Consider the following 22,863-nt stretch of genomic DNA (forward strand, 5'->3'; position numbering starts at 1 on the left):
TCCTGCTCCCTCGGACAAGAACAACGCTACGGACCATTGCGGTCACTTCCTGTCCTGAATCCCGGGGAGAATCGATGGCATGGCGAACACCAGCACCCGGACGCTGCGACTCCTCTCCCTGCTCCAGACCCACCGGTACTGGCCGGGCGGGGACCTGGCCGACCGGCTCGGCGTCTCCGTCCGCACCCTGCGCCGCGACGTCGACCGGCTGCGCGAACTCGGCTACCCCGTGGAGGCGCAGCGCGGCGTCGACGGCGGCTACCAGCTGGCGGCGGGCGCGGCGCTGCCGCCGCTGGTGATCGACGACGAGGAGGCGGTGGCCCTCGCGGTGGGCCTGCAGGCGGCGGCGGAGAGCCCGGTCGAGGGGGTCGCCGAGGCCTCCGTGCGGGTGCTGGCGAAGGTGGTCCAGGTGATGCCGGCCCGGCTGCGCCGCCGGGTGGAGGCGCTGCGCGCGGTGACCGTCCCGGTGGACTGGGGCAGCCGGACGGGCGCCGGCGTCGATCCGGACGTCCTGACGGTGGTGGCGCTCGTCTGCCGGGACGGCGAACGGGTGCGGTTCTCCTACACGGCCGCGGACGGGCGCGGCACGGAACGGCACGTCGAGCCGCACCGGCTGGTCTGCCTGAACCGCCGTTGGTACCTGGTCGCCTACGACCTCGACCGGGCCGACTGGCGCAGCTTCCGCCTCGACCGCCTCACCGCGCCGTCCGGCAGCGGGGCCCGCTTCGCCCCGCGCGCCCTCCCGGCGGCCGACGCGGCCGAGTTCGTCCGGGCCGGCCTCCAGGGCATGCCCCGGCCGCACCTGGTGGAAGCCCTGGTGGAGGCACCCGCCGACCAGGTCCGGGCCCGCGTCGGCCGCTGGGCCACCGTCGAAGCCGTCACCGCCGGCCGCTGCCGGCTCCGGATGACCGCGGACTCGCTCGACTGGCCCGCCATGGCCCTGGGCTCGCTCGGCGCCGAGTTCCAGGTCGTCGGCCCGGACGCCCTCAGGACCCTCCTCGCGGACTGGAGCACCCGCTTCGCCCGCGCGGCGGAGCGGGAAGCGGCGGAGTAGGAAGCGGCGGAGTAGGAAGTCGGCTGGGTCGGCTTCTGGTGCGGGGGCGTCAGGGGGCGATGGCTTCGAGGGTGGTGCGGAGGCGGGTGAGGACGGCGGGGAGGGCGGGGAGCGGGGGCGTGGCGAGGGCCAGGCGGAGGGCGTTGGGGTGGTGGGGGGTGGTGGCGAAGGCGTCGGCGGTGGAGATCAGGATGCCCTCGGCGGCGAGGGCGGCGGCCGCGTGGTCGGGGCGCTGGTGGGGTTCGAGGGTGAGCCAGAGGATGTACGAGACGGGGTGGGCCGTGGTGGTCAGGCCGGCCAGGGCGGTGCGGGCGATGGTCTGACGGGCGGCGGCGTCCGTGCGGCGGTCCCGTTCCAGACGCGCGACCGTGCCGTCGGCGAGCCAGCCGGTGGCGAGGGCGGTGATCAGGCCGGGGGCGCCCCAGGCCGTCGTGCGCAGGCTGGTGGTGGCGGCCCGGAGCAGGTGGTCGGGCAGGACGGCGTAGCCGAACCGCAGGCCCGGCGCCACGCTCTTGGAGAGGCCGGCCACGTAGCAGGTGCGTTCCGGGGCGAGGGCGTGCAGCGGCGGTGGCGGTGCGGCCTCCAGGAAGGCGTAGGTGCCGTCCTCGATCAGCGTGCAGCCGTGCTCGGCGGCGAGCCGGACGAGGCGTTCGCGCTGGGCCCGGTCGAGCACCCAGCCGAGCGGGTTGTGGACGGTCGGCTGGGTGTACACCGCCCGGACCGGACGGGTGCGGCAGAGCCGGTCGAGGGCGTCGAGGTCCGGTCCGGTGGCGGTGACAGGCACGGGTGCCAGGTCCAGCCCGTGGGCGGCCGCGAGCAGTCTGACGCCCGGGTAGCCGAGCGCGTCCACGGCGAGGACGTCCCCGGGGCGGGTGAGCGTGCGCAGGACGCAGTCCAGGGCCTGCTGCGTCCCGCTGGTCAGCAGGACGTTCTCGGGCGCGGTGTCGATGCCGCGGTCGAGCAGGTGGGTGGCCACGGCGGCCCGGTCGTGCCGGTGGCCGCCGGGCGGGTGCTGGCGCAGCAGGGCCTCGGCGTCGCCGGAGGAGGCGAGTGCGCGCAGGGCCTGCCGCAGCAGGTCGCCCTGGCCGGGGGCGAGCGGCTGGTTGAAGGAGAGGTCGGCCACCCGGGGCACCGGGAGCGCGCGCGAGGGCTCGATGCCGTCGTAGCCGGCGCGCAGCCGGACGAAGGTGCCGCGGCCCCGTTCGCCCACCACCAGCCCGGCGGCGGCCAGTTCGGCGTAGACCCGGGTGGCGGTGGCCAGGGCGATCCGGCGTTCCCCGGCGAGGGCGCGATGGGTCGGCAGCCGGGTGCCGGCCGGGAGCGCGCCGGAGCGGATGGCGGCCGTGTACTCGTCGACGACGGCCTTGTAGGAGGGCGGTCGCACCGGGGGCACCTGCCGTTCCGGAGAGTGGAGGGGAGCGCCTCGGAGGGGATGGGGGCGGAGGCGTGAGCGGAGGCGTGTGCCGGAGTGTATCCAGGACAATAAGTGGATTGTCCTGGGCAGGTGTTCCTAGCCTCGTCACGTCCAGCAGCGAGGCCAGGAACGGAGTACGCGCCCATGACCATCCGCAGCGAGCGGGACCGGCACGTCGTCACCCTCACCATCGACCGGGAGAGGAAGCTCAACGCCCTCGACTACCCGACCATCGACGCGCTGCTCGCCGAGCTCGACCGGATCGACGCCGACGACACCGTCCGCGCCGTGATCCTCACCGGGGCCGGCGGGCGGGCGTTCAGCGCGGGCGCCGACATCCCGTCGCTGGCGGCCAGCGTCGCGGGCGGGCCCGAACGGGCGCTGCGCGAGTTCGTCCGGCGCGGGCACGCCCTCACCCGGCGGATCGAGGAGCTCCCCAAGCCGGTCATCGTGGCCGTCAACGGCCTGGCGTACGGCGGTGGTTGCGAGATCACCGAGGCCGCCCCGCTGGCCGTCGCGGCCGAGCACGCGACCTTCGCCAAGCCCGAGATCTCGCTCGGCTTCCCGCCGCCCTTCGGTGGCTCGCAGCGGTTGCCGCGGCACGTCGGCCGCAAGCGCGGCCTGGAGCTGATCCTGACCGGCGACCCGATCCCGGCCGCCCGTGCCGCCGCGATCGGCCTGGTCAACTCCGTCGTCCCGGCGGACGAACTGCTCGACGCGGCACGGGACCTGGCCGAACGGATCGTCCGGCACGCGCCGACCGCCGTGGCCGCCTGCCTGCGGGCGGTGACCCGGGGCGTCAACCTGCCGATCGACGAGGGGCTCGCGGTGGAGGCGGCGGCCTTCGCGGCGACCGTGCCGACGGACGGTGTGCGGGACGGGATCCGGCGCTTCCTGGAGCGTTCGTCCGCCTCCGGTTCGCCGTCCTGAGGCCGTACGGGGGCGGCCGCGCGGAAAGCTGTTGCCGCGCGGCGGCCGGGGCGGTGACCATGGCGGGATGTCGGATCTGCTTGCGCGTGTGACCGCCTTCCGGGCCGCCTTCGCCCGCCGTCAGGCGGTGGAGGTTCTCGAACGTCCGGAGTTCCCCGGAGTGTTCGCCGTTCGGAACGCGGAGTTCGTCCGCTCCGAGGAGCACAACCAGCTGATCGTCGAGGGCCCGGGCACCGACCCGGCGGCGCTGCTCGGGCTGGCCGCCCGGTGGCTGGGGCCGCGCCGCCGGTACTCCATCGCGGTGCTGGACCCGGAGGCGGGCGAGCGGGCCGGCCCCGTGCTGGCGGCGGCGGGGTGCGAGCGGGAGGACGTGGTCGTCCTGGCGCGGCCGACGAAGGGCTGCGTACGGCCGCAACCGGCCGCACTTCCGGTGGAGTTGGACGAGATCAGGGAGGCGGTGCTGCGCCAGCAGCGGGAGTGGAGCGAGGACGAGGAGGTCGCCCGGCAGCTCACCGACCGCCGCGCCGCCCGGTTGCGCGGTGCCGAGCGGGTGCACTTCCTGGCCGCCCGGACGCCGGCCGGCGAGGTCGCGGCCTGGAGCGACCTCTACCTCGAACCAGCCATCGGGCTGGCGCAGTTGGAGGACGGAGTGACCGGATCGCGGCACCGTGGCGCGGGGTACGGCGACACCCTGCTCGCCACCGGCCTGGCGCTCGCGGCCGAGGCCGGCGTGCCTCGGCTGTTCCTGCTCGCGGACGCGGCGGACTGGCCGCGCGAGTGGTACGGCCACCGGAGCTTCACCGAGATCGGACGCAGTCACTCCTTCTACAGCCGGTGACGGCCGGCGGCGGTCGGGGCGGACGGCGGGTGGGCTCAGGGCGTCTCCGGGCCGGCGGCCGACGGGGTGTCGCGCCCGCAGTGGGCGGCGACGGTGTCGGCGAAGGCGCGGGCGAGCGGGCCGAGGTTCTCCCAGTCCCGGACGGCCCAGCCGGCGGTGAGGGCGGGCAGGTCGGGCAGCGGGAGCAGCCGCAGGCCCGGGTGGCCGGGGCCCTGCCACTGGGGGAGGGCGGGGACGACGGCATGGCCGAGACCGAGTTCGGCGAGCAGGATCGCGGTGTCCCAGTCCGCGACGCTGGTGTCGAAGACCGGGCGGATGCCCGACTTCCCCAGCCAGGCTTCGAGTTGGGAGCGGGCGACGGAGTTCTGCGGCAGCCCGATCAGCCGGGCTTCCTGGAGGTCGGCGGGCTCGATCCGGGCCCGGGCGGCGAGCGGGTCGCCCGCCGCGACCGCGAGCACCCAGGGCAGGTCGGTCACCGGCCGCTGGTCGATGCCCCGGGCCGGGACGCCGAGGGTGATCCAGGCGAGGTCGACCCGGCCGGCGTTGAGCGACTCCAGGCAGCTGCGGCTGGAGACCTCGGTCTGGAACTCCAGGCTGACCTGGGGGTGGCGCCGCCGGAAGTCCACCACGGCCGCGGACATGAAGTGCCGGATGCTGGTGGCCCCGGTGGTGATCCGTACGGATCCGCCCTCGCCGCGCGCGAGTTCGGCGATCCGGTGCAGCGCGTGGTCGATGCCGCCGAGGCCGGCGGCGACCGCCGTGCGCAGCAGGCTCCCCGCCGTGGTGGGCACGACCCCGCGCGGATGGCGCTCGATCAGGGCGAGGCCGACCTCCCGTTCGAGCCGCTTCACGTGCTGGCTGACGGCGGACTGGGTGCAGTGCAGGTCGCGGGCGACGGCGCTGAGCGAGCCGGCCCGGCAGACCGCGGCGAAGACGCGGAGGTCGTCAATGGTCACGGACACCCAAGGTATCGCTTGGAGGTACCCCAGCAAATCGGCGGATTGACTTGGATATCCGGGGGATCGATCATCGATCCAGGGCCCAGGGCGGCAACCCGCCCGCTGTCCCCACGGCGTTCCGGACGCAGTGGCGGGGAGAGCGGGCGGGTGTCGACCCGCATCGATGTGCGCGAGCGACGAGCAAGAGCGGTGACGTACGACAGGGGGAGCGGGCATGCGGTACGCCGATGGTCCGGGGACGCGGTGCGAGGTGTTCGTCGCGGCGCCGGTGGCGCGGGTGTGGCAACTCGTGACCGACATCGGCCTGCCCGCCCGGCTCAGCCCGGAACTCCGGCGGGTCGCCTGGCTGGACGGCGCGGACGGCCCCGCGGTGGGCGCCCACTTCGAGGGGCACAACAGCCGTGCGGACATGCCCGACTGGCGGACGGTCTCCGAGATCACCGAGATCACCGAGGCGGCCGGCCGGTGCGTCCTCGCCTGGGGCGTGATGGACGCGGACGGCCGCTACGGCGAGCCGGTGCGCGACCTGGCCGGCTCGCCGGCCCGGTGGCGCTTCGAGCTGGCCCCCGAGGAAGGCGGCACCCGGCTGCGCCAGTCGGTGGTGATCGGCCCCGGCCGCAGCGGCGCCAGCCTGGTCATCGACGCGAAACCGGAGCTGGAGGAGAAGATCGTCGACTTCCGGCTGAACGAGCTGCGCACCGGCATGACGGCCACCCTCGAAGGCATCAAGTCGCTGGCCGAGCGGGCCGGCTGGGCCGTGCCCGGGCACTGATCCAGGGCTCCTGGGGCGAACGGGCCGGACGGGCCCGATGCGCCGGACGGGCCCGGGCGAACACCGGCACGTCCACCGGGCGTGCCGATCGTACGGAAGGAGCGGTGGGGTGGCACGTGTGTGCCGGGCGGGCTCCGAGGTCGTCTGGGCGGGACGGCTCGGCCGGCTGCTCGCCGTGGTGCGGGAAGCGGACGGCGAACGGACCCTGCACCTCGACGACTGGTCCACGGCGGTCGACGAGCGGACCGGGATCCACCACGAGGAACTGGGCTCGCTGCGCCGCCGCCTCACCGTTCGCCGGCCGGACCGGCAGCCGGTGGTGTTCCGCTACCGGCTGCCGTGGTCGGTCCTGGTGCTGCGGTTCCTGGACGTCGCCCATGACCAGTGGGCGGCCGAGGCGGACGATCCGGGACTGCTGCTGGTCGAACTGCTGGGTGGCACGGACGACTGGAAGTAGCAGCCGGCGCACGCAGGAGCGCGAGGCGCCGTCAGCCGGCCCACCGCCGACGTGGACTCGGCGGTGCTGACGTACCTGGGGTCCTGAGTGGTGGCCCGCCGTTCCGCCGGCGGTGGTTCAGGCGGTGCCGTCCTGGCCGGGGCGGGTGGATCCGTCCTCCGCCGTGCGCAGTGCCCGGGCGATGGTGTGGAAGCCGCGGCGCTCGGCGTGGGCGCGGGCGGTGACGCCGTCGGCGTCGGGGAGCCGGGGGTCGGCGCCGTGGGCGAGCAGGACGTCGACGATCTCGCGGTGGGCGGGGCCGCCGTCGCCGAGGAGGACGGCTTCGAGCAGGGCGGTCCAGCCGAGGTCGTTGACGTGGTCGACGTCGATGGCGGTCTCGGTGAGCACCGCGCGGACGTAGCCGACGTGGCCGCGCTCGGCGGCGGGGATGAGCGACACCCCGCCGTAGCGGTTGCGGCGGGTGAGGTCAGGGCCGCCGGGGAGCAGGGCCCGCATCATCGGGACGCTGCCGGTGATGCCGGTGACCAGCCAGGGGCTGTTCAGTGCGGGGTCCTGGGCATCGACGTCCGCGCCGGCCTCGACCAGCAGCCGGGCGACGGCGACCCGGTCGGCGAAGGCGGCCCGCAGCAGGGGGGTGCGGCCCCCGGCGTCCCGGGCCTCGATGGTCGCGCCCGCCGTCAGGGCCGCGCGGGCGGCGTCGAGGTCGCCGCGGTCGGCGGCGTCCAGCAGGGCCTGGTCGGCGGGGGAGAGCGGGTGGGCGGTCATGTCGGGGCTCCTCCACGGGCGGGTCGGACGGTGCGATGTTCCCAGCCTGCCGGTCGCGGGTACGTGGCGGCGTCGGCGGGGCGGTCGTCCTTGTCCGGTGGAACGGAGGACGGCCGGGTCATCCGATCGGATGACCCGGCCGTCGGGGTTCGGCAGGAGAGTGGTCGGTGGGGGAGCACTCGGCAGGGGAGCGGCGAGCCGGTCACCGGGTGCGGGTGTCCGCCACCGTGCGGCAGGTCACCAGGTCACCAGGTCACCGGGTAGCGGACCGGATGCCCGCCGATCCGGCAGGGCAGCAGGCCGATGAGGACCAGCAGTCCGGCGGCCAGGACGAGCAGGGGGAGGAAGGGCACCGGGTGCGGCGCTTGCAGGACCACGATCACGGCGGTGGCCACGGCCGGGGAGTGCGAGAGGTGGGTGAGCATCATGGCGCCCAGTGAGAGCCCGGCGGCGACGGCCGCGCCCCAGGCGGTGCTGCCGGTGACGGCCAGGGTGGCGAAGCCGATCAGGGCCGACAGCAGCTGCCCGCCGACCAGGTTGCGCGGCTGCGAGATCGGCAGCCCGGGAGCGCCGTGTACCAGTGCGGCGCTGGCGGCCAACGGCGGGATCAGCAGCGGTTGGTGGAGCAGTACCCCCACGCCGACCAGGAGGAGCAGGGCGCCGATGGCGAAGACGGTGGCCCGCAGGGCGTGCAGCGGGTGCGGTCCGGGCGTGGCGGTGGGCGGTGGTGTGGGCATGCGTGAGCGACTCCGGGCGGGGGACGGGACCTAGAGATGATAAACAGATTGTTGAATGGACGGCGGGACGTTTTGTCTGCCGGACACATTCCGTCCACGACGGCGGATCACCCGGGGAACCAGAGCGAGAGCGAGCAGCCCATGACCACGCCTTCCGGCGCCACGCCCTACGCCGCGACGCCCGCGAGGGTGCCGTCCGTCACGGTGCCGTCCGTCACGGTGCCGTCCGTCACGGTCTTCCGGGGCGTCCGCCCGTACGGCGCCGACCGGGTCGTGGACCTGGTCGCCGTGGACGGCCTGCTGGCCGAGCGGGTGCCGGACGGGACGGTGCCCGAGGTGGTCGAGGGCGGCGGGCGGATCGCGCTGCCCACTCTGGTGGACGCGCACATCCACCCCGACAAGACCGCCTGGGGCGAGCCCTGGTACAGCCGCCGCCCGGCCGGCTCGCTGCCGGAGTACGTGCGGGGCGACGTCGACCTCCACCGGCAGCAGCGCACCCCGCTCGCCGACCGCGCCCACCGGCTGCTGAGCCACGCCGTGGCGCGCGGCACCCGCGCGGTGCGGGCCCACGTGGACGTGGCACCCGCGTACGGGCTGGCCGGTGTGGCCGGGCTCGCCGAGGTGCGCGAGCGGCTGGCCGGGGTACTGGACATCCAGCTGGTGGCCTTCCCCCAGCACGGGGTCCGGCGGATGCCCGGCGCGGGGGCGCTGCTCGCGGAGGCGGCGGCGAGCGGGCTGATCGACGCCGTCGGCGGGATCGACCCGGCGGGCTTCGACGGCGTCCCGGCCGAAGGCCCGGACGGCGAGGGGCCGGCCCAGCTGGAGCTGCTGTTCGGTCTGGCCGAGCAGCACGGACTGCGCCTCGACATCCACCTGCACGACCGGGGCGAGCGCGGCCTCGGCCCGCTGCGCGACATCGCCGCGCGGACCAGGGCGGCCGGACTGGCCGGGCGGGTGGTGGTCAGCCACGCCTTCTGCGTCCCGGAGCTGACCGGCGCCCCGCTCGCCGAACTCGCCGCCGAACTGGCCGAGTCCGGCGTCGGGCTGACCACCGTGGCGCCCTCGGCCCACCAGGTGCTGCCGTTCCGCGAACTGCGGGCGCACGGGGTGCGGGTCGGGCTCGGCTCGGACGGCGTGCGCGACGCGTGGAGCCCGTACGGCAACGCGGACATGCTGCACCGTGCCAACCTGCTCGGCTGGACCACCGACGCCCGCACCGACGAGCAGCTGGCCGACTGCTTCGCCCTGGCGGCGGACGGCGGTGCCGAACTGCTGGACCTGCCGGCCGCCACCCTGCGGCCGGGCTCGCCCGCCGACTTCATGCTGGTGACGGGCGAGTGCCTGCCGCAGGTGGTGATCGATCTGCCGAGGCCCGAACTGGTGGTCCGGGCGGGCCGGGTGGTGGCGCGGGACGGGCGCCTCACCGGCTGACGGGCGGTTCGGCGCGCGTCGGTCGGCGCGAGCAGGTCAGCCCGCGTCGGTCAGCCCGTGCCGGTCAGCGTCGGTGGGAGGTAGCCGGAGGATAGGCCCAGCTTCCAGAAGGCCGCCGAACCGGCCGATGGCGGATAAGCCCCGGGCGGCCCCGTGCCCCCGCCCAGGGGTACGCGGCGGCGCCGCCGGGCGTTCAGGCGATCTGCCGGCGGGTGGGGGTGTGCGGGTGGTCCTGGGCGGGGTCCGAGCGCGGTCCGAGCGGGGAGAGTCGGCCGGGGTGGACGGGTCGGGGGGACCCATGCGGACCGGGTGGCCAAGAGAAACGGCAAGGAGAGTGAATCTCCCTGCCACTATCAAGCTATAGCGTGCCCCGGGGCTTGCGGCAAGGCCCCCGTCGTGCCGCACAATCACCGCCGTAAGGCCATGACCTGCGGAAACGGGAGCCGTGCAATGCGTGTGCTGATGACGACGTGGGGATCGCGGGGGGACGTCGAACCGCTGGCGGGGCTGGCGGCGGCGCTGCGGGGGCTCGGCGCCGAGGTGCGGGTGTGCGCGCCACCGGACGAGGAGTTCGTGGCGCTGCTGGAGCGGGTCGGCGTGCAGCTGGTGCCGCTCGGGCCGTCGGTGCGCTCGGTGGTGTCCGGCCCGAAGCCGCCGACGGCGGAGGACGCGTTCCGTCTCGCCCGCGAGCTGGTCGACGCGCGGTTCGAGGCGCTGACCGCCGCGGCCGAGGACTGCGACGCGCTGCTGGCGACCGGGCTGATGCCGGCGGGGGCGCGGGACGTCGCCGAGAAGCTGGGCCTCCACTACGTGCTGGCCTGCTTTCACATCTTCGGGCTGCCCTCGCGGCACTTCCGGCCCGGGCGGCGGCCGGGCACACCGTCCCCGGAGGACGAGACCGACTACCGGAAACTCTGGGAGCAGGACGCCCAGCGGGTGAACGCGCTGTACGGGGACGCGCTCAACAGCGGGCGGGCGGCGATCGGCCTGCCGCCGGTGGAGAACGTCCGCGACCACGTGTTCACCGACCGGCCGTGGCTGGCGGCGGACCCGCTGCTGTGCCCGTCGGAGGGCATGACGGAACTCGACGTGGTGCCGACCGGGGCCTGGATCCTGCCCGACGACCGCCCCCTCCCGCCCGACCTGGAGGCGTTCCTGGACGCCGGGGAGCCGCCGGTGTACGTCGGCTTCGGCAGCATGGCCGCGTACGCGCCGGAGGGCATCGCCCGGGTGGCCGTCGAGGCCGGCCGCGCGCACGGCCGCCGTGTGCTCCTCGCCCGCGGGTGGGCCGGACTCGCCCCGGTCGACGACCGCGACGACTGCCACGTCGTCGGCGAGGTGAACCAGCAGGCCCTGTTCCGCCGGGTGGCCGCCGTCGTCCACCACGGCGGCGCGGGCACCACCACGACCGCGACCGTGGCGGGTGCGCCCCAGGTGGTCGTCCCCCGGATCGCGGACCAGCCGTACTGGGCCGGCCGGGTGGCCGAGTTGGGCATCGGTGTGGCCCACCTCGACCCGACGCCGACCGTCGCATCGCTCTCCGCCGCGCTCGGCGCGGCCCTGGCGCCCGGGACCCGCGTGCGGGCGGAGGCCGTGGCGGGCGAGGTGCGCACCGACGGGGCGACGGTGGCCGCAAAGCTGCTGTTCGAAGCGGTGGGCCAGGCGGTGCCGGGGGTGGCCGGGTGAGCCGCGCGGTGCCGGTGCCGGGTGAACGGCCTTGTGGGCCTGGCGATTTCGACTCCTGATCGGCCTCCTGTCGATCGGCGAGGGGGAGGTGGCGGGCCCTGCGCGGGGCTGGTTCCGGCATCGATCCGGTGACCGGCCTCCGGCTGTCGGCCGGGTCGGTTAGGGTGCCCACGGGCGCGCCCGGTCACCGCAGGCCCGGCGCGAGGGGAGGGCGGCATGACCGAACGGACAGGCGAGGGAGCGGGGCAGGACGGCGACGGCATCCAGTGGCTCGCGGAGATCGGCGGGCCGGGCGCCGGCCGACCGCCGACGGGCGACCCCGGCACGGACGGTGCGGTCGGTGGGGTGGTGTTCGCCCGGGGGATCACGCCCGAGGAACTCGCCCGCCGGATGGGCGCCGACCCGGCCACCGCGACCGAGCCGATCAGCGACACCGAGATCCGGGACCTGGACATCGAGGTCTTCCGCCCCAGCGGCGACGGCGACGGCGTGATCCGGGTCGGCACGTGCGCCGGCTGGTCGTTCGCGATCGAGTACGGCGACTCCACCGGTGGTGAACTGCTCACCGAGATAGCGCGCGACGGCGTGGAGGTGGTGCACTTCCGACCGATGCCCGAGCAGCAGCCGGACCTGCTCGACTACGCCAGGGACGGCGCCGTGCTGTGCGGCTTCGGCCTCGGCGAGGAGCGCTGGCGCTGGGGCCGGGAGCCGGACCTGCTGGTGCCGGACCTGGTCGCCGCCGAGGTCCTGGAGGCCGACGGCGTGACGTCCCGCGGACCCGGGCGGGGACTCGACGGGGCCGCTCGCCGCCGCACCCTGGGCGCCGTGGAGCGGCGCTTCGGGCTGAGCCTGCCGCGGGCCGCCCTCGGCGGGCTGCGCCTGCCGGCGTACGCGGTGCGGGGAACCCCGGACATGGCACTGCGCTGAGGCGCGGCGCCGCCCCGTGGGGGCCGGGCCCGCGACGCCCGGGGTGTTGACGCCCGGGGTGTTGACGCGGACACAGGCACCGACGCGGACACAGCGACTGGCGCAGACACAGAGGTAGGCGCAGCAGGCAGCGCACAGGACGAGCGACAGGAACAGGACGGTCACGGCAGGGCTCCTCTCCGGGCCCCGCCCACCGGGGCCCCGATGTCCGTCATCCTGGCCGTCGTCGAGCCGCAGCACATGTGCCGATCGGGAGGTTCCCGAGGAGTGCCTCGGCGGTTCCCCCTGCCGATCGGCAGGGGGAACCGCCGACCGGAGCGATCGGTGCCCCCTGGTAGCGCTGGTAGCACCGGGAGCACGGGGAGCGCCGAGAACTCCCGTCACTCGACAGGCCGATGGCAGCCGGTTCGGCGCACGCCCCCCGTCCGGAGGTTCCGGGAGGGCGTCGGCCGGCCCCGGCCCCTAGGGTCTGGGGTACGTCGACCGAACCGGGCGCCGGGGTGCCCGGCCGACCCGAGAGGTGACCCACCCGATGCACACCGTGGTCCGCGGCGCCGGAGCGTTCGGCCTGACCGTCCTGCTGCTCACCGCAGCCACCGGCTGCCAGGGCGACGGCTCCTCCGCCGCCGAGCCCGCGCCGGCCTCCCCGGCCACCGGATCCGGCACCGGCACCGGCACCGGCACCGGCGCCGACACCGGAACCGCGAGCCCCACCGGCCTCGCCGCCCAGCAGCTGGACTGGCACTCCTGCACCGCCCCCAGCACCGCGCAGGGAGGCGGCACCGCGCCCGCCGCCGACTGGCAGTGCGCCACCCTCAAGGCCCCGCTGGACCACGGCAAACCGGACGGCACGACGATCGGCCTCGCGCTGATCCGCAGCCGGGCCAAGGACGAGCAGCACCGGATCGGCTCGCTGCTGTTCAACTTCGGCGGGCCCGGAGCCTCCGGCGTGGCCACCCTGCCCGCCCTCGCTCCGACCTACGCCTCCCTCAACTCCCGCTACGACCTGGTGAGTTTCGATCCGCGCGGGGTCGGCGCCAGCTCCGGGGTGACCTGCCTGGACGACCAGGCGACGGACACCGCCGCAGCCGTCGACAGCACCCCCGAGACCCCCGCCGCGGTGAAGGCCCTGGACGACAGCAACGCCCGGTTCGTCGCCGCCTGCGAGCACAACTCCGCCGCGGTGCTGCCGTACGTGGACACCGAGAGCGCCGCGCGGGACATGGACCTGATGCGGCAGGTGCTGGGCGACGGGAAGCTGTCCTACTTCGGCATCAGCTACGGCACCCAGCTCGGCGGCGTCTACGCGCACCTGTTCCCGCAGCAGGTCGGCCGACTGGTGCTGGACTCGGTGGTCGACCCGACCAAGGACCCGCAGCAGTCCGCACTCGGCCAGGCCCAGGGCTTCCAACTCGCCCTCGGCGACTTCATGAAGGCCTGCGCCACCCAGGCCGGGGCCGCCTGCGCGACCGGCGCGGGCGGCGACGAGGGCACCGCGAAGATCGCCGCGCTGGTGCAGCGGCTGGAGCAGTCGCCGCTGCCCACCAAGGACGGGCGGCAACTCACCGGGAGTCTGGCGGTCACCGGCATCGCGGGTGCCCTGTACAGCCAGGAGACCTGGCCCCTGCTGGCCACCGGGCTCACCGAGGCGATGGACCAGGGCACCGGCGACACGCTGCTCCTGCTCGCCGACGGGCTGAACGGGCGCGACGCGCAGGGGCACTACTCCAACCTGAACGCCGCGAACCGGGCGATCAGCTGCGTGGACGCCAGTCAGCGCTACTCCGACCAGGACGTGGAGCAGCAGCTGCCGCAGTTCCGCGCGGCCTCCCCGGTGTTCGGGACGTTCACCGCCTGGGGCCTGACCGGTTGCACCGGCTGGCCCGTGCCCGGCAAGGCGGCGCACCCGGAGGTCGCGGCGGCGGGTGCGGCCCCGATCCTGGTGGTCGGCACCACCGGCGACCCGGCCACGCCGGTGGAGGGCGCCCGCGCGATGGCGCAGCAGCTCGGCGCGGGCGTCGGCGTCACCGTCACCCTGGAGGGCGAGGGGCACGGCGGCTACAACACCGGCAACGCCTGCCTGAAGCGGACCGTGGACGCCTACCTGCTGGACGGCACGGCGCCGGCGGACGGGACGACGTGCAGCTGAGCGGCACCGGCCGGAGGGAAGTGGCCCACCAGGGGGGCCACTGATTGGCCCTGGAGAGTGGGCCACTCGGCCGTTAGCCTCTCCGGTGTGACGAACTCCGCGACGAACACCGTGACGAACAGTGCCCCCGACATCCGGAACGACGACCTTGTGAACGATGAATCCCGGAACGACGGCCGCCGGCCCGACGGCGACACCGTGAAGGTCGACTTCTACTTCGACCCCATCTGTCCGTTCGCCTGGATCACCTCCCGGTGGATCCTGGAGGTCGAGCGGCAGCGCGACCTCGACCTGACCTTCCGGGTGATGAGCCTCTCCGTCCTCAACGAGGGCCGCACCGACCTGCCCGAGCGCTACCAGCGCCTGATGACCACCGGCTGGGGGCCGGTGCGGGTCTGCATCGCCGCCGCCGAGCAGCACGGCCCGCAGGTGCTGCGCGCCCTCTACACCGAACTCGGCACCCGCCTGCACGACCAGGACCGGCCCGCAGACGACGAGGTCATCCGGGAGGCCCTGGCGGCGGCGGGCCTGCCGGAGGAGCTGGCCGGGGCGGCGAACGACGCCACGTACGACGAGGCCCTGCGCAAGAGCCACCACGAGGGCATGGACCCGGTCGGCGAGGAGGTCGGCACGCCGACCATCCACGTGGACGGCGTCGCCTTCTTCGGCCCGGTGCTGAGCGCGATCCCGCGCGGGGAGGACGCCGTACGGGTCTTCGACGGGGTGCGGCTGCTGGCCGGGTACCCGAACTTCTTCGAGCTCAAGCGGACCCGGACCGGCGGGCTCGACTTCTCCTGACGCCTGACGCCTGACGCCTGAGGCCACACCCCTGACGCCCGACCGCCGATCCGGGCGCCGGGGCCCTGGTGCCAGGCCCCCGGCTCTCCCCGGCGGGCAGCCGTCGCGCGGCCTCCGGCCCCCGCGCGGTCGGCCCGGCGGCCGAGCCGGTCAGCCCCGGCGGCGCTGTTTGATCCTGATCGGCCCCGAGCGGGGGTGGGCGATCACGGTCAGGGTCGGGGAGCCGGGCTCCGCCACCTCGTCGGCCTTGTTGCTGATGTTCCCCGTGTTGGTGCTCGACGGGTCGATCCGCACGCCCCAGCCGCGCGGGACGACCAGCTTGATCTGGCCCACGCCCGTCGACGCCTCGACCGTGATCTCCATGTGGGTGCACACGGCATCGGTGAAGTCGACCGTGAGCAGCGAGATCTTGGACTCGGCGACGATCCGGCGGGGCACCGTCCACCGGCCGCGCTGCACGATGTTGCCCAGCCGGGTCCGGAGCACGAGGACGTCCTGCGCCGCGGACTTGTCCTCGCCCCGCTCCCGGCCGCCCAGGTCCACCACCAGGGCGTCGAGTTCGCGGTGGGTCCGCGCCGCGTAGGCCCGGTCGAGCCGCTCCTCCAACTCCCCGAGGTCGATGCGGCCGTCCCCGGCGGCGATCCGCAACTGCTCGGCCACCGCCTCCCGGTCGCTGTCCCCGGCCCGCGATTCCACCGCGGCCTCGGGCGTCTTTCGTACGGCTGGCAGTTCCTCGTTGACCATGTGGCTACTCTAGGTCACGCATGCTCCCATCCGGCAGATCGAAGGCCAACTCCCGCCGCTCCGGTGCTCCTTGAAGGCGGCCGGGAGGGGCCCGGTCGGCCGCACCCCCACCCGCGCGGGGCGGGCTGTTTCGCCCGGGTGGACCGACATCCCGCCGCTCGGCCTCCCATCCTGGCCCGGAGCGTCCGACCATGGAGGGACGGAGGCTGCCAGGCCCCCGGGAGGCGGTGAGCGTGGATGATCGTACGAATCCGGTTGCGCGCTGCCCGTCAACCAGCGACCCCGCCCGACCCGGGCCCCGGTGCCGGACCCGGCCCCGGCCAGGGGCGCGGTCCCGGCTGGGCCCCCGGGGGCCGCCCCGGCCCGAGCGGCCCGCCCAAGCCCCCGCAGCCTCCACCGCCCGCGTGGCGCCGCTGGCTGCTGCCCGTCGCCGTGCTGGTGACGCTGCTCCTGCTGCTGCTCTTCTCCAGGTCCGGCACGCCCGGCACCCGCTACGGCTACACGGACTTCGTGCACCGGGTCGACGCCGGGCAGGTGCAGACGGTGGACGTCAGCGACACCGGCGCGGTGAGCGGCACGCTCAAGGACGGCACCCACTTCACCAGCCAGATCCCCACCGCCCTGGACACCTCCCAGCTCAGCAGCGCGCTCTCCGCGCACGACGTCACCGTCACCGGCAGCCGCTCCAGCGGCAGCGGCTCGCTCTGGTCCACCCTGCTGCTGTTCCTGCCGCTGCTGATCTTCGGCGCGCTCTTCCTCTGGTCGGGCCGGATGGCCGCCCGGTCGCTGGGCGGCGGGCTGAGCACCATCGGACGGTCCCGGGCCAAGATCATCGAGGCCGAGCGGCCGGACACCGGGTTCGCCGACGTGGCCGGGTACGAGGGGGTGAAGCAGGAGGTCAGCGAGGTGGTCGACTTCCTGCGCAGCCCGGAGCGGTACGCCGCCGTCGGGGCCAAGGGGCCGCGCGGGGTGATCATGGTCGGGCCGCCGGGCACCGGGAAGACCCTGCTCGCCCGGGCCGTCGCCGGGGAGGCCTCGGTGCCCTTCCTCTCGGTGACCGGCTCCGGCTTCGTGGAGATGTTCGTCGGCGTCGGCGCCTCCCGGGTCCGCGACCTCTTCGAGGAGGCCCGCAAGCGCGCGCCGTCGATCGTCTTCATCGACGAGATCGACGCGGTCGGCGGACGCCGCGCGGGCGGCACCCGGATCGGCGGCAACGACGAGCGCGAGCAGACCCTGAACCAGCTGCTCGCCGAGATGGACGGCTTCGACCAGAGCACCGGCATCGTCGTCATCGCCGCCACCAACCGGCCGGATGCCCTCGACCCGGCCCTGCTGCGCCCCGGCCGCTTCGACCGGCAGGTCACCGTCCCGCTGCCCAACCAGGCCGAGCGGGCCGCCATCCTCGCCGTGCACGCCAGGGGCAAGACCCTCGCCCCGGACACCGACCTCGGGCGGCTCGCCCGCGGCACCCCGGGCTTCTCCGGCGCCGACCTCGCCAACCTGGTCAACGAGGCCGCCATCAACGCCGTGCGCGCCGATCGGGCCACCATCACCGCCGCCGACCTCGACGACGCCCGTGACCGGGTGCTGCTCGGCCGCCGGGAGTCCTCCAACGCCCTGCTGCCCGACGAACGGCACGCCGTCGCCGTGCACGAGTCGGGCCACGCACTGGTGGCCGCGCTGTGCGAGCACGCCGACCCGGTCGCCAAGGTGACGATCCTCCCGGCCGGCGTCTCCCTCGGCGCCACCGAGCAGCTGCCCGAGGCCGAACGGCACCTGTACAGCGAGGGGTACCTGACCGACCTGATCACCGTCCAGCTCGGTGGCCGGGCGGCGGAGCTGGTGGTCTTCGGCGAGGGCTCCACGGGTGCCGCCAACGACCTGGCCAACGCCACCTCGGTCGCCACCCGGATGGTCCGCGAGTTCGGGCTCTCCCCGGAGCTCGGCCCGGTCGGCTACTCCAGCGGCAGCCCGCACTACCTCGGCGACAGCCCCGAGGACCTGCTGCGCCGCCCGTACTCCGAGCAGACCCAGCGCGCCGTGGACGAGGCGGTGGCCCGCCTGCTGCGCGGGGCCGAGCGCCGGGCCCTGGACCTGCTCGCCGAGCACCGGCACCACCTGGACGAGCTGGCGGCGCTGCTGGTCGCCCAGGAGACGGTGGACGGCGCGGTGGTGCTCTCCATCCTGGCGCACCCGCGGCCGGGGCCGGAACGCCCGGTCTCGCTGGAGAAGCCGGCGGGGACGGCGGGGACGGAGGCCGCGGCCGGACCGCCGGGCACGGCGGAACCGCGCAGGCCGGAGGGCCCGGGGGACCCGGGGGAGGCCCCCCGCCCGTGACGGCCGCGTCGGCGGTGGTCGTATCCTCGTGACCGCGTCACCGCGTCACGTACCCACCGTCCCGAGGAGTCGGAATGACCGAGCCCCTGCCTGCCGACGTCCAGCGGGAGATCGCCCGTGCCCTCGGAGTGGCACCCGTGCCGGACCCCGCGAAGGAGGCCGAGCGCCGGGTGGAGTTCCTGGCCGGCCAGGTGCGGGCCACCGGCGCGCGCAGCCTGGTGCTGGGCATCAGCGGCGGCGTCGACTCCACCACCGCGGGGCGGCTCTGCCAGCTCGCCGCCGAGCGGCTGCGGGCCGAGGGGCGCCAGGTGACCTTCACCGCGATGCGGCTGCCCTACGGCGTCCAGGCGGACGAGGCGGACGCCCAGCTCGCGCTCGGCTTCATCCGCGCGGACGAGGTGCTGACCGTCGACGTCAAGCCCGCCACCGACGGCGCGGTCGCCGCCCTGAAGGCCGCCGGCCTGACCTACACCGACCGCGCCCACGAGGACTTCGTCGGCGGCAACGTCAAGGCCCGCCAGCGGATGGTGGTCCAGTACGCGGCGGCCGGCGCCAAGGGCGGGCTGGTCGTCGGCACCGACCACGCCGCCGAGGCCGCGGTCGGCTTCTTCACCAAGTTCGGCGACGGCGCGGCCGACGTGATGCCGCTGTCCGGCCTGACCAAGCGCCAGGTGCGGGCGGTCGCCGAGGCGCTCGGCGCTCCGGCCGAGCTGGTCAAGAAGGTCCCGACCGCCGACCTGGAGGACCTCGACCCCGGCCGTCCCGACGAGGACGCCCTCGGCGTCAGCTACGACGCCCTGGACGACTTCCTGGAGGGCCTGCCGGTCAGCGAGGAGGTCCACCGGACCGTCCTCGGCCACTACCGCCGCACCGAGCACAAGCGCAACCTGCCGGTCGTCCCGCACCAGGCATGACCGGCCCGGACGAGCGCGCCGCCGGAGCCGTCCTCGGCGCCGCCGTGGGCGACGCCCTCGGCGCCCCGTACGAGTTCGGCCCGGCCGGCGCCTTCTCCGCCCGCTTCCCGGACACCCCCGGTGAACTGGTCGCCGGGGGCGGCTGGGCCCGGGGTGAAGCCACCGACGACACCCAGATGGCCGTCCTGGTCGCGGAGTCCCTGATCGAGCGGGGCGGCCTGGACCTCCCGGACCTGTTCGGCCGGTTCCGCCGCTGGGCCGACGCCAGGCCCAGCGACATCGGCATCCAGACCGAAGCCGTCCTCGGCAGCGGCCTGCCCTGGGACCGCGCGGCCGCCGCCCACTTCGAGACCACCCTGCACGCGGCCGGCAACGGGGCCCTGATGCGGGCCTCGACCTCCGCCGTGGCCTTCGCCCGCGCCGGGCGGCAGGCCACCATGGACGCCGCCCGGCGGATCTCGGCGCTGACCCACGGCGACCCGGCCGCCTGGGAGGGCACGGCGATCTTCCACGAGCTCGTCCGGATCGCGCTCGACGGCGCCGACCCGCTGGCCGGGCTCCCGGCCGTCCTGGCCCACGTCGACCCCGCCCACCGCGAGCGCTACGCCACCGTCCTCGCCCCCGACTGGCACCCGGACCGTGCCACCGAGGCCAACGGTGCGGTCTGGCCCTGCCTCGGCTCGGCGGTCTGGGCGCTGCGCACCACCGACGGCTTCGAGCAGGCGCTGCGCGCCGCGATCGACCTCGGCGGCGACACCGACACCGTCGCCGCCGTCACCGGGGGCCTGGCCGGAGCCCGGTACGGCCTGGCGGCGATCCCCGGGCGCTGGACCGCGCCGCTGCACGTCGCGCTGCCCGGGTTCGGCGGGCGGGTGCTTCGGGCGGCCGAACTGCTCGATCTGGCCGCGGAGTTGATGGGCACCATGGAGTCGGGACGGGCTACTGGAGGGTGTGGACGCCCGACAGCATGACCAGGAGGCAGACGACCAGGACCGCCGGCACCAGCAGCCGGCCGACGAGGGGACGGCAGGGGAGGTGTAGTGCCGCGACGGGCGCTACCGCTCCGCGATCCAGTCCGTCACCAGCTCGTCCAGCACGCCCAGCGGCAGGCTGCCGTGCCCGATCAGCTGGTGGTGGAACTCCCGCACGTCGAACCGGGCGCCGAGCGCCGCCTCGGCCCGCTCGCGGTGCCGGACGATCTCCCGGCGGCCGATCAGGTAGGCGGTGGCCTGGCCGGGCCAGGCGATGTAGCGGTCGATCTCGTTGCGGACGTTGGCATCGGGGGTGGCGGTGTTGGACCGCATGAAGGCCGTCGCCCGCCCCCGGGACCAGCCGTAGTGGTGCATCCCGGTGTCCACCACCAGCCGGACCGCCCGCATCGCGTCCAACGAGAGCATGCCGAACCGGGACAGCTCCGAGCCGTACAGCCCCATCTCGTCCGCGAGCCGCTCGGTGTACAGGCCCCAGCCCTCGACGTGGGCGGTCAGCTGGCCGCTCGGGTTCCGCCGGAACCGGGGCAGGTGGTGCAGGGTCTGCGCGACGGCGAGCTGGAGGTGGTGGCCTGGCACGCTCTCGTGGAAGGCGAGCGCCTCGTACTCGTAGCTGAACCGGGTCTCCGGGCGCAGCGTGTTGACCCAGTGGGTGCCGGGCAGCCCGCCGGGGCCCGGCGGCTGGTAGTAGGCCAGCGGCGCGGTCTCCGCCTCGATCGGGTCGATCTCCCTGGTCACGCAGTCGGCGATCGGGTACGGGCGGAACCAGTCCGCCGAGGCGCGGCGGGCCCGGTCCAGCGCGCCGTCCACCGTCGCGACGATCTCGGCCGCGCTGCCGAAGCGCAGTGCGGGGTCCTCGCGCAGCGCGGTCAGCACGGCCGCGGGATCGGTGATGCCCAGGACCTTGCCGCCCAGCTCGGCGAACTCCTCGCGCAGCGCCGCGACGGCCTCCAGCCCGACCCGGTGGACCTCCTCCGGGGTGAGCCCCGGCCGGGTGAAGCGGGCGACGGCGTCCGCGTAGCCCTCGGTGCCGCCCGGCACGTGGCAGACCCCGGCCTTGTCGTCCGGCCGGGAGCCCGGCGCCAGTTGGTGGGCCAGCCCGTCCCGGTAGCGGGCCACCGCGGGGCGGACGGCGTCGCGCACGACGGTCAGGGCGCGCTCGAACTCCGGGCGGCCGGCCAGCGGGCGGAGCAGCCTGTCCTCGGCCGGGGCGGTGGCCAGGTGGGAGTCCAGCTGGGCGACGGCGGCGTCCACCCCGCTGCGCAGCGGGTGGCGGCCCTCGGCGGCGGCTTCCAGGGTCGTGCCCAGGGCGGCGTCGAAGTACCCGGGCAGGGCGGCCAGACGTGCCAGGTAGGAGTCCGCGCCCTCCTGGTCGACCGGGGTCATGGCGAGCCCGGAGAAGGCCTCGTTCTGCGGGGCCACGATGGTTGCCGAGACGCTGAACTCGGCCAGCCCGTGGGTGAGCCGGCCGATGCCGTTGTCGAGCAGCCGGGCGAGCACCCGGTGGGTGGTCCGGTCCTCGCCGGCCAGCCCGTCCACCGGGATCGCGGCCAGCCGGGCGGCGAAGCCGCGCAGCGCGTCGCGGTGCCGGTGCCCGGCCGCGCGGGACGGGTCGGGCACCAGGTGGGCGTAGCCCTCGACTCCGCTGAGGGTCGCCTCGAACGGGTTGTGGGTGTTCTCGGCGGCGAAGAACTCGTCCGCGAGCGCGGCGAGTCCGGCGTGCTGAGGCTGCTCGATCACGGTCGCTTCCCCCGATGCGGTGAACTGCGGTGTACTTCGGCGAACTTCGGTGCGGTGCTGTGACGCGGTGCTCCGGTGCGGTGCGGTCACGACGGCACGGCCCCGGGGCACCCCGTTCCCGCCGATTATTCGGAGCGACCGGCGGCCCGGTCAACACGAGGTGGCGACGGGGGAGTTCCGCCCCCCGCCGCCACCTCGGCCGTCACCGGCCGGCCCCGAGGTCAGCGGTAGGCCTCCGGCGCGGCCGGCTTGCCCGGCTCCTGCACCTCGACCAGGTAGCGCCAGCAGTCCGGACGGCTGCCGTCCCGGTCGGTGAAGCCGTACTCCAGGGCCAGCTGCCCGCTGGAGGCCGAGCGGCCGTTCCACCGGGCGACCCCGGCGTCGGCGGCCAGCGCGACGACCGCCCGGCCGACGTAGTACGGGGACTCGGAGATGCCGAAGTGCGGCTCCTGGACCAGGGCTTCGCGCCAGTTCTGCTCGGTGACGCCGAAGTGCTCCAGCATGATCTCGGAGCGCATCCAGCCGGGGGTGAGGGCCAGGGCGGTGGCGCCGCGCGAGCCCAGCTCGTGGCCGAGCGAGAAGGCCATCCGCAGCACCGAGGCCTTGGCGAGGTCGTAGAAGAAGGAGTTGCGGTAGGTGTCGCGGTTGTACTCCGCGGTGCCGTCCGTCATCTCCACCACCAGGCCGCCGGGGTGCTTCAGCAGCAGCGGCAGGGCGTGGTGGCTGGTGACGGCGTGCGTCTCCACCGCCAGGCGCAGCAGCCGCAGGCCGTCGTCCAGGTCGTGCTCCCAGACGGGGACGTCCCAGCCGAACAGCTTCTCGCCGCCCCAGATGTCGTTGACCAGGACGTCCAGCCGGCCCTGTTCGGCGTCGATCCGCTCCACCAGGGCGGCCACCTCGGACGGCACCAGGTGGTCGGTGGGCACCGCGATGCCCAGGCCGCCGGCGGCGGTGACCAGGTCGGCGGTGTCCTCGATCGTCTCGGGGCGGTCGTACTCCGAGCGCCGCTGCCGGGTGCTGCGCCCGGTCACGTACACCGTCGCGCCGGCCGCGCCGAGCTCCACGGCGATGCCCCGCCCGGCGCCCCGTGTCGCCCCCGCGACCAGGGCGATCCTGCCGTCCAGTGCTCCTGCCATCCTTCGGCCTCCTCGCTGTCGGACCCGCGCACGAGCCGGTGCGCGCATCCGCGCACGACTGTGCCGACGCCCGTGGGACGGACGTC

At 75.2% G+C, this 22,863-nt stretch carries 20 protein-coding genes; 13 read left to right on the forward strand and 7 right to left on the reverse strand.

Annotated elements, in window-relative coordinates; translation table 11 throughout:
* Positions 1-79 precede the first annotated feature (79 nt).
* Positions 80-1,054, forward strand: coding sequence for a helix-turn-helix transcriptional regulator (locus BU198_RS38240; RefSeq protein WP_188297409.1), 975 nt, complete (start codon positions 80-82; stop codon positions 1,052-1,054).
* A 49-nt stretch (positions 1,055-1,103) separates the two neighbouring features.
* On the opposite strand, the gene BU198_RS38245 is transcribed toward BU198_RS38240, so the two are convergent.
* Positions 1,104-2,438, reverse strand: coding sequence for a PLP-dependent aminotransferase family protein (locus tag BU198_RS38245; protein ID WP_188297410.1), 1,335 nt, complete (start codon positions 2,436-2,438; stop codon positions 1,104-1,106).
* 174 nt (positions 2,439-2,612) lie between these two features.
* Here BU198_RS38245 and BU198_RS38250 point away from each other — a divergent pair, with 174 nt between their 5' ends.
* Together BU198_RS38250 and BU198_RS38255 are read left to right on the forward strand one after the other, a co-directional pair.
* Positions 2,613-3,398 carry a crotonase/enoyl-CoA hydratase family protein gene (locus BU198_RS38250; RefSeq protein ID WP_188297411.1) on the forward strand — a complete coding sequence of 262 codons (786 nt, stop codon included), beginning with the start codon at positions 2,613-2,615 and terminating at the stop codon, positions 3,396-3,398.
* Positions 3,399-3,465: 67 nt separating this feature from the next.
* Positions 3,466-4,236 (forward strand): GNAT family N-acetyltransferase, encoded by a 771-nt coding sequence (locus tag BU198_RS38255; protein ID WP_188297412.1) that lies wholly within the window; start codon positions 3,466-3,468, stop codon positions 4,234-4,236.
* 35 nt (positions 4,237-4,271) lie between these two features.
* Here the strand turns inward: BU198_RS38255 and BU198_RS38260 are convergent, their stop codons facing one another.
* Positions 4,272-5,192 (reverse strand): LysR family transcriptional regulator, encoded by a 921-nt coding sequence (locus tag BU198_RS38260; protein ID WP_188297413.1) that lies wholly within the window; start codon positions 5,190-5,192, stop codon positions 4,272-4,274.
* A 217-nt stretch (positions 5,193-5,409) separates the two neighbouring features.
* Here BU198_RS38260 and BU198_RS38265 point away from each other — a divergent pair, with 217 nt between their 5' ends.
* Together BU198_RS38265 and BU198_RS38270 are read left to right on the forward strand one after the other, a co-directional pair.
* A complete protein-coding gene (locus BU198_RS38265) occupies positions 5,410-5,967 on the forward strand; it encodes an SRPBCC family protein (RefSeq protein ID WP_188297414.1) in 558 nt (185 codons plus the stop codon).
* A gap of 109 nt (positions 5,968-6,076) precedes the next feature.
* Positions 6,077-6,424, forward strand: a complete 348-nt coding sequence (locus tag BU198_RS38270; protein WP_188297415.1) for a hypothetical protein — start codon at positions 6,077-6,079, stop codon at positions 6,422-6,424.
* Between the two features lie 117 nt (positions 6,425-6,541).
* Here BU198_RS38270 and BU198_RS38275 read toward each other — a convergent pair whose 3' ends face one another.
* Complete coding sequence (locus tag BU198_RS38275) at positions 6,542-7,189, reverse strand: ankyrin repeat domain-containing protein (RefSeq protein WP_188297416.1); 648 nt, start codon at positions 7,187-7,189, stop codon at positions 6,542-6,544.
* Positions 7,190-7,434: 245 nt separating this feature from the next.
* Complete coding sequence (locus tag BU198_RS38280) at positions 7,435-7,926, reverse strand: HPP family protein (RefSeq protein WP_188297417.1); 492 nt, start codon at positions 7,924-7,926, stop codon at positions 7,435-7,437.
* Between the two features lie 141 nt (positions 7,927-8,067).
* Here BU198_RS38280 and BU198_RS38285 point away from each other — a divergent pair, with 141 nt between their 5' ends.
* The 5 genes from BU198_RS38285 (at position 8,068) to BU198_RS38305 (ending at position 14,917) form a co-directional block, all read left to right on the forward strand.
* Positions 8,068-9,357 carry an amidohydrolase gene (locus BU198_RS38285; protein ID WP_188297418.1) on the forward strand — a complete coding sequence of 430 codons (1,290 nt, stop codon included), beginning with the start codon at positions 8,068-8,070 and terminating at the stop codon, positions 9,355-9,357.
* A gap of 450 nt (positions 9,358-9,807) precedes the next feature.
* The gene (locus tag BU198_RS38290; protein WP_188297419.1) at positions 9,808-11,043 is read left to right on the forward strand and encodes a glycosyltransferase; all 1,236 of its coding nucleotides are present in this window, start codon (positions 9,808-9,810) and stop codon (positions 11,041-11,043) included.
* Between the two features lie 216 nt (positions 11,044-11,259).
* Complete coding sequence (locus BU198_RS38295; protein ID WP_223245515.1) at positions 11,260-11,970, forward strand: DUF6461 domain-containing protein; 711 nt, start codon at positions 11,260-11,262, stop codon at positions 11,968-11,970.
* Between the two features lie 532 nt (positions 11,971-12,502).
* Complete coding sequence (locus BU198_RS38300; protein ID WP_188301365.1) at positions 12,503-14,119, forward strand: alpha/beta hydrolase; 1,617 nt, start codon at positions 12,503-12,505, stop codon at positions 14,117-14,119.
* 150 nt (positions 14,120-14,269) lie between these two features.
* Positions 14,270-14,917, forward strand: a complete 648-nt coding sequence (locus tag BU198_RS38305) for a DsbA family protein (protein WP_411293287.1) — start codon at positions 14,270-14,272, stop codon at positions 14,915-14,917.
* A 150-nt stretch (positions 14,918-15,067) separates the two neighbouring features.
* Here the strand turns inward: BU198_RS38305 and BU198_RS38310 are convergent, their stop codons facing one another.
* The gene (locus BU198_RS38310) at positions 15,068-15,661 is read right to left on the reverse strand and encodes a DUF1707 domain-containing protein (protein WP_188301366.1); all 594 of its coding nucleotides are present in this window, start codon (positions 15,659-15,661) and stop codon (positions 15,068-15,070) included.
* 237 nt (positions 15,662-15,898) lie between these two features.
* Between BU198_RS38310 and ftsH the strand changes: the two genes are divergently transcribed.
* From ftsH to BU198_RS38325, 3 genes are all read left to right on the forward strand, one after another.
* Positions 15,899-17,998 (forward strand): ATP-dependent zinc metalloprotease FtsH, encoded by a 2,100-nt coding sequence (ftsH, locus tag BU198_RS38315; RefSeq protein WP_188301367.1) that lies wholly within the window; start codon positions 15,899-15,901, stop codon positions 17,996-17,998.
* A 74-nt stretch (positions 17,999-18,072) separates the two neighbouring features.
* Entirely contained in the window at positions 18,073-18,912 is an 840-nt protein-coding gene (nadE, locus tag BU198_RS38320; protein ID WP_188301368.1) for an ammonia-dependent NAD(+) synthetase, read from the forward strand.
* The gene (locus tag BU198_RS38325; protein ID WP_188301369.1) at positions 18,909-19,883 is read left to right on the forward strand and encodes an ADP-ribosylglycohydrolase family protein; all 975 of its coding nucleotides are present in this window, start codon (positions 18,909-18,911) and stop codon (positions 19,881-19,883) included. Before nadE ends, BU198_RS38325 begins: the two co-directional genes overlap by 4 nt.
* Positions 19,884-19,967: 84 nt before the next feature.
* Here the strand turns inward: BU198_RS38325 and BU198_RS38330 are convergent, their stop codons facing one another.
* A complete protein-coding gene (locus BU198_RS38330; RefSeq protein ID WP_188301370.1) occupies positions 19,968-21,641 on the reverse strand; it encodes a DUF885 domain-containing protein in 1,674 nt (557 codons plus the stop codon).
* Positions 21,642-21,862: 221 nt separating this feature from the next.
* Positions 21,863-22,777, reverse strand: a complete 915-nt coding sequence (locus BU198_RS38335) for an SDR family oxidoreductase (protein ID WP_188301371.1) — start codon at positions 22,775-22,777, stop codon at positions 21,863-21,865.
* Positions 22,778-22,863: the final 86 nt, after the last annotated feature.

The sequence above is a fragment of the Streptomyces sp. CBMA156 genome, from assembly GCF_014596515.1.
GTDB lineage: Bacteria > Actinomycetota > Actinomycetes > Streptomycetales > Streptomycetaceae > Kitasatospora.

Excerpts from the sequence above, each read along its gene's own strand:
- BU198_RS38240 (WP_188297409.1), top strand. The coding sequence starts at position 80 with ATGGCGAACACCAGCACCCGGACGCTGCGACTCCTCTCCCTGCTCCAG.
- BU198_RS38250 (WP_188297411.1), top strand. The coding sequence starts at position 2,613 with ATGACCATCCGCAGCGAGCGGGACCGGCACGTCGTCACCCTCACCATC.
- BU198_RS38255 (WP_188297412.1), top strand. The coding sequence starts at position 3,466 with ATGTCGGATCTGCTTGCGCGTGTGACCGCCTTCCGGGCCGCCTTCGCC.
- BU198_RS38265 (WP_188297414.1), top strand. The coding sequence starts at position 5,410 with ATGCGGTACGCCGATGGTCCGGGGACGCGGTGCGAGGTGTTCGTCGCG.
- BU198_RS38275 (WP_188297416.1), bottom strand. The coding sequence starts at position 7,189 with ATGACCGCCCACCCGCTCTCCCCCGCCGACCAGGCCCTGCTGGACGCC.
- BU198_RS38280 (WP_188297417.1), bottom strand. The coding sequence starts at position 7,926 with ATGCCCACACCACCGCCCACCGCCACGCCCGGACCGCACCCGCTGCAC.
- BU198_RS38285 (WP_188297418.1), top strand. The coding sequence starts at position 8,068 with ATGACCACGCCTTCCGGCGCCACGCCCTACGCCGCGACGCCCGCGAGG.
- BU198_RS38290 (WP_188297419.1), top strand. The coding sequence starts at position 9,808 with ATGCGTGTGCTGATGACGACGTGGGGATCGCGGGGGGACGTCGAACCG.
- BU198_RS38295 (WP_223245515.1), top strand. The coding sequence starts at position 11,260 with ATGACCGAACGGACAGGCGAGGGAGCGGGGCAGGACGGCGACGGCATC.
- BU198_RS38300 (WP_188301365.1), top strand. The coding sequence starts at position 12,503 with ATGCACACCGTGGTCCGCGGCGCCGGAGCGTTCGGCCTGACCGTCCTG.
- BU198_RS38310 (WP_188301366.1), bottom strand. The coding sequence starts at position 15,661 with ATGGTCAACGAGGAACTGCCAGCCGTACGAAAGACGCCCGAGGCCGCG.
- ftsH (WP_188301367.1), top strand. The coding sequence starts at position 15,899 with ATGATCGTACGAATCCGGTTGCGCGCTGCCCGTCAACCAGCGACCCCG.
- nadE (WP_188301368.1), top strand. The coding sequence starts at position 18,073 with ATGACCGAGCCCCTGCCTGCCGACGTCCAGCGGGAGATCGCCCGTGCC.
- BU198_RS38325 (WP_188301369.1), top strand. The coding sequence starts at position 18,909 with ATGACCGGCCCGGACGAGCGCGCCGCCGGAGCCGTCCTCGGCGCCGCC.
- BU198_RS38335 (WP_188301371.1), bottom strand. The coding sequence starts at position 22,777 with ATGGCAGGAGCACTGGACGGCAGGATCGCCCTGGTCGCGGGGGCGACA.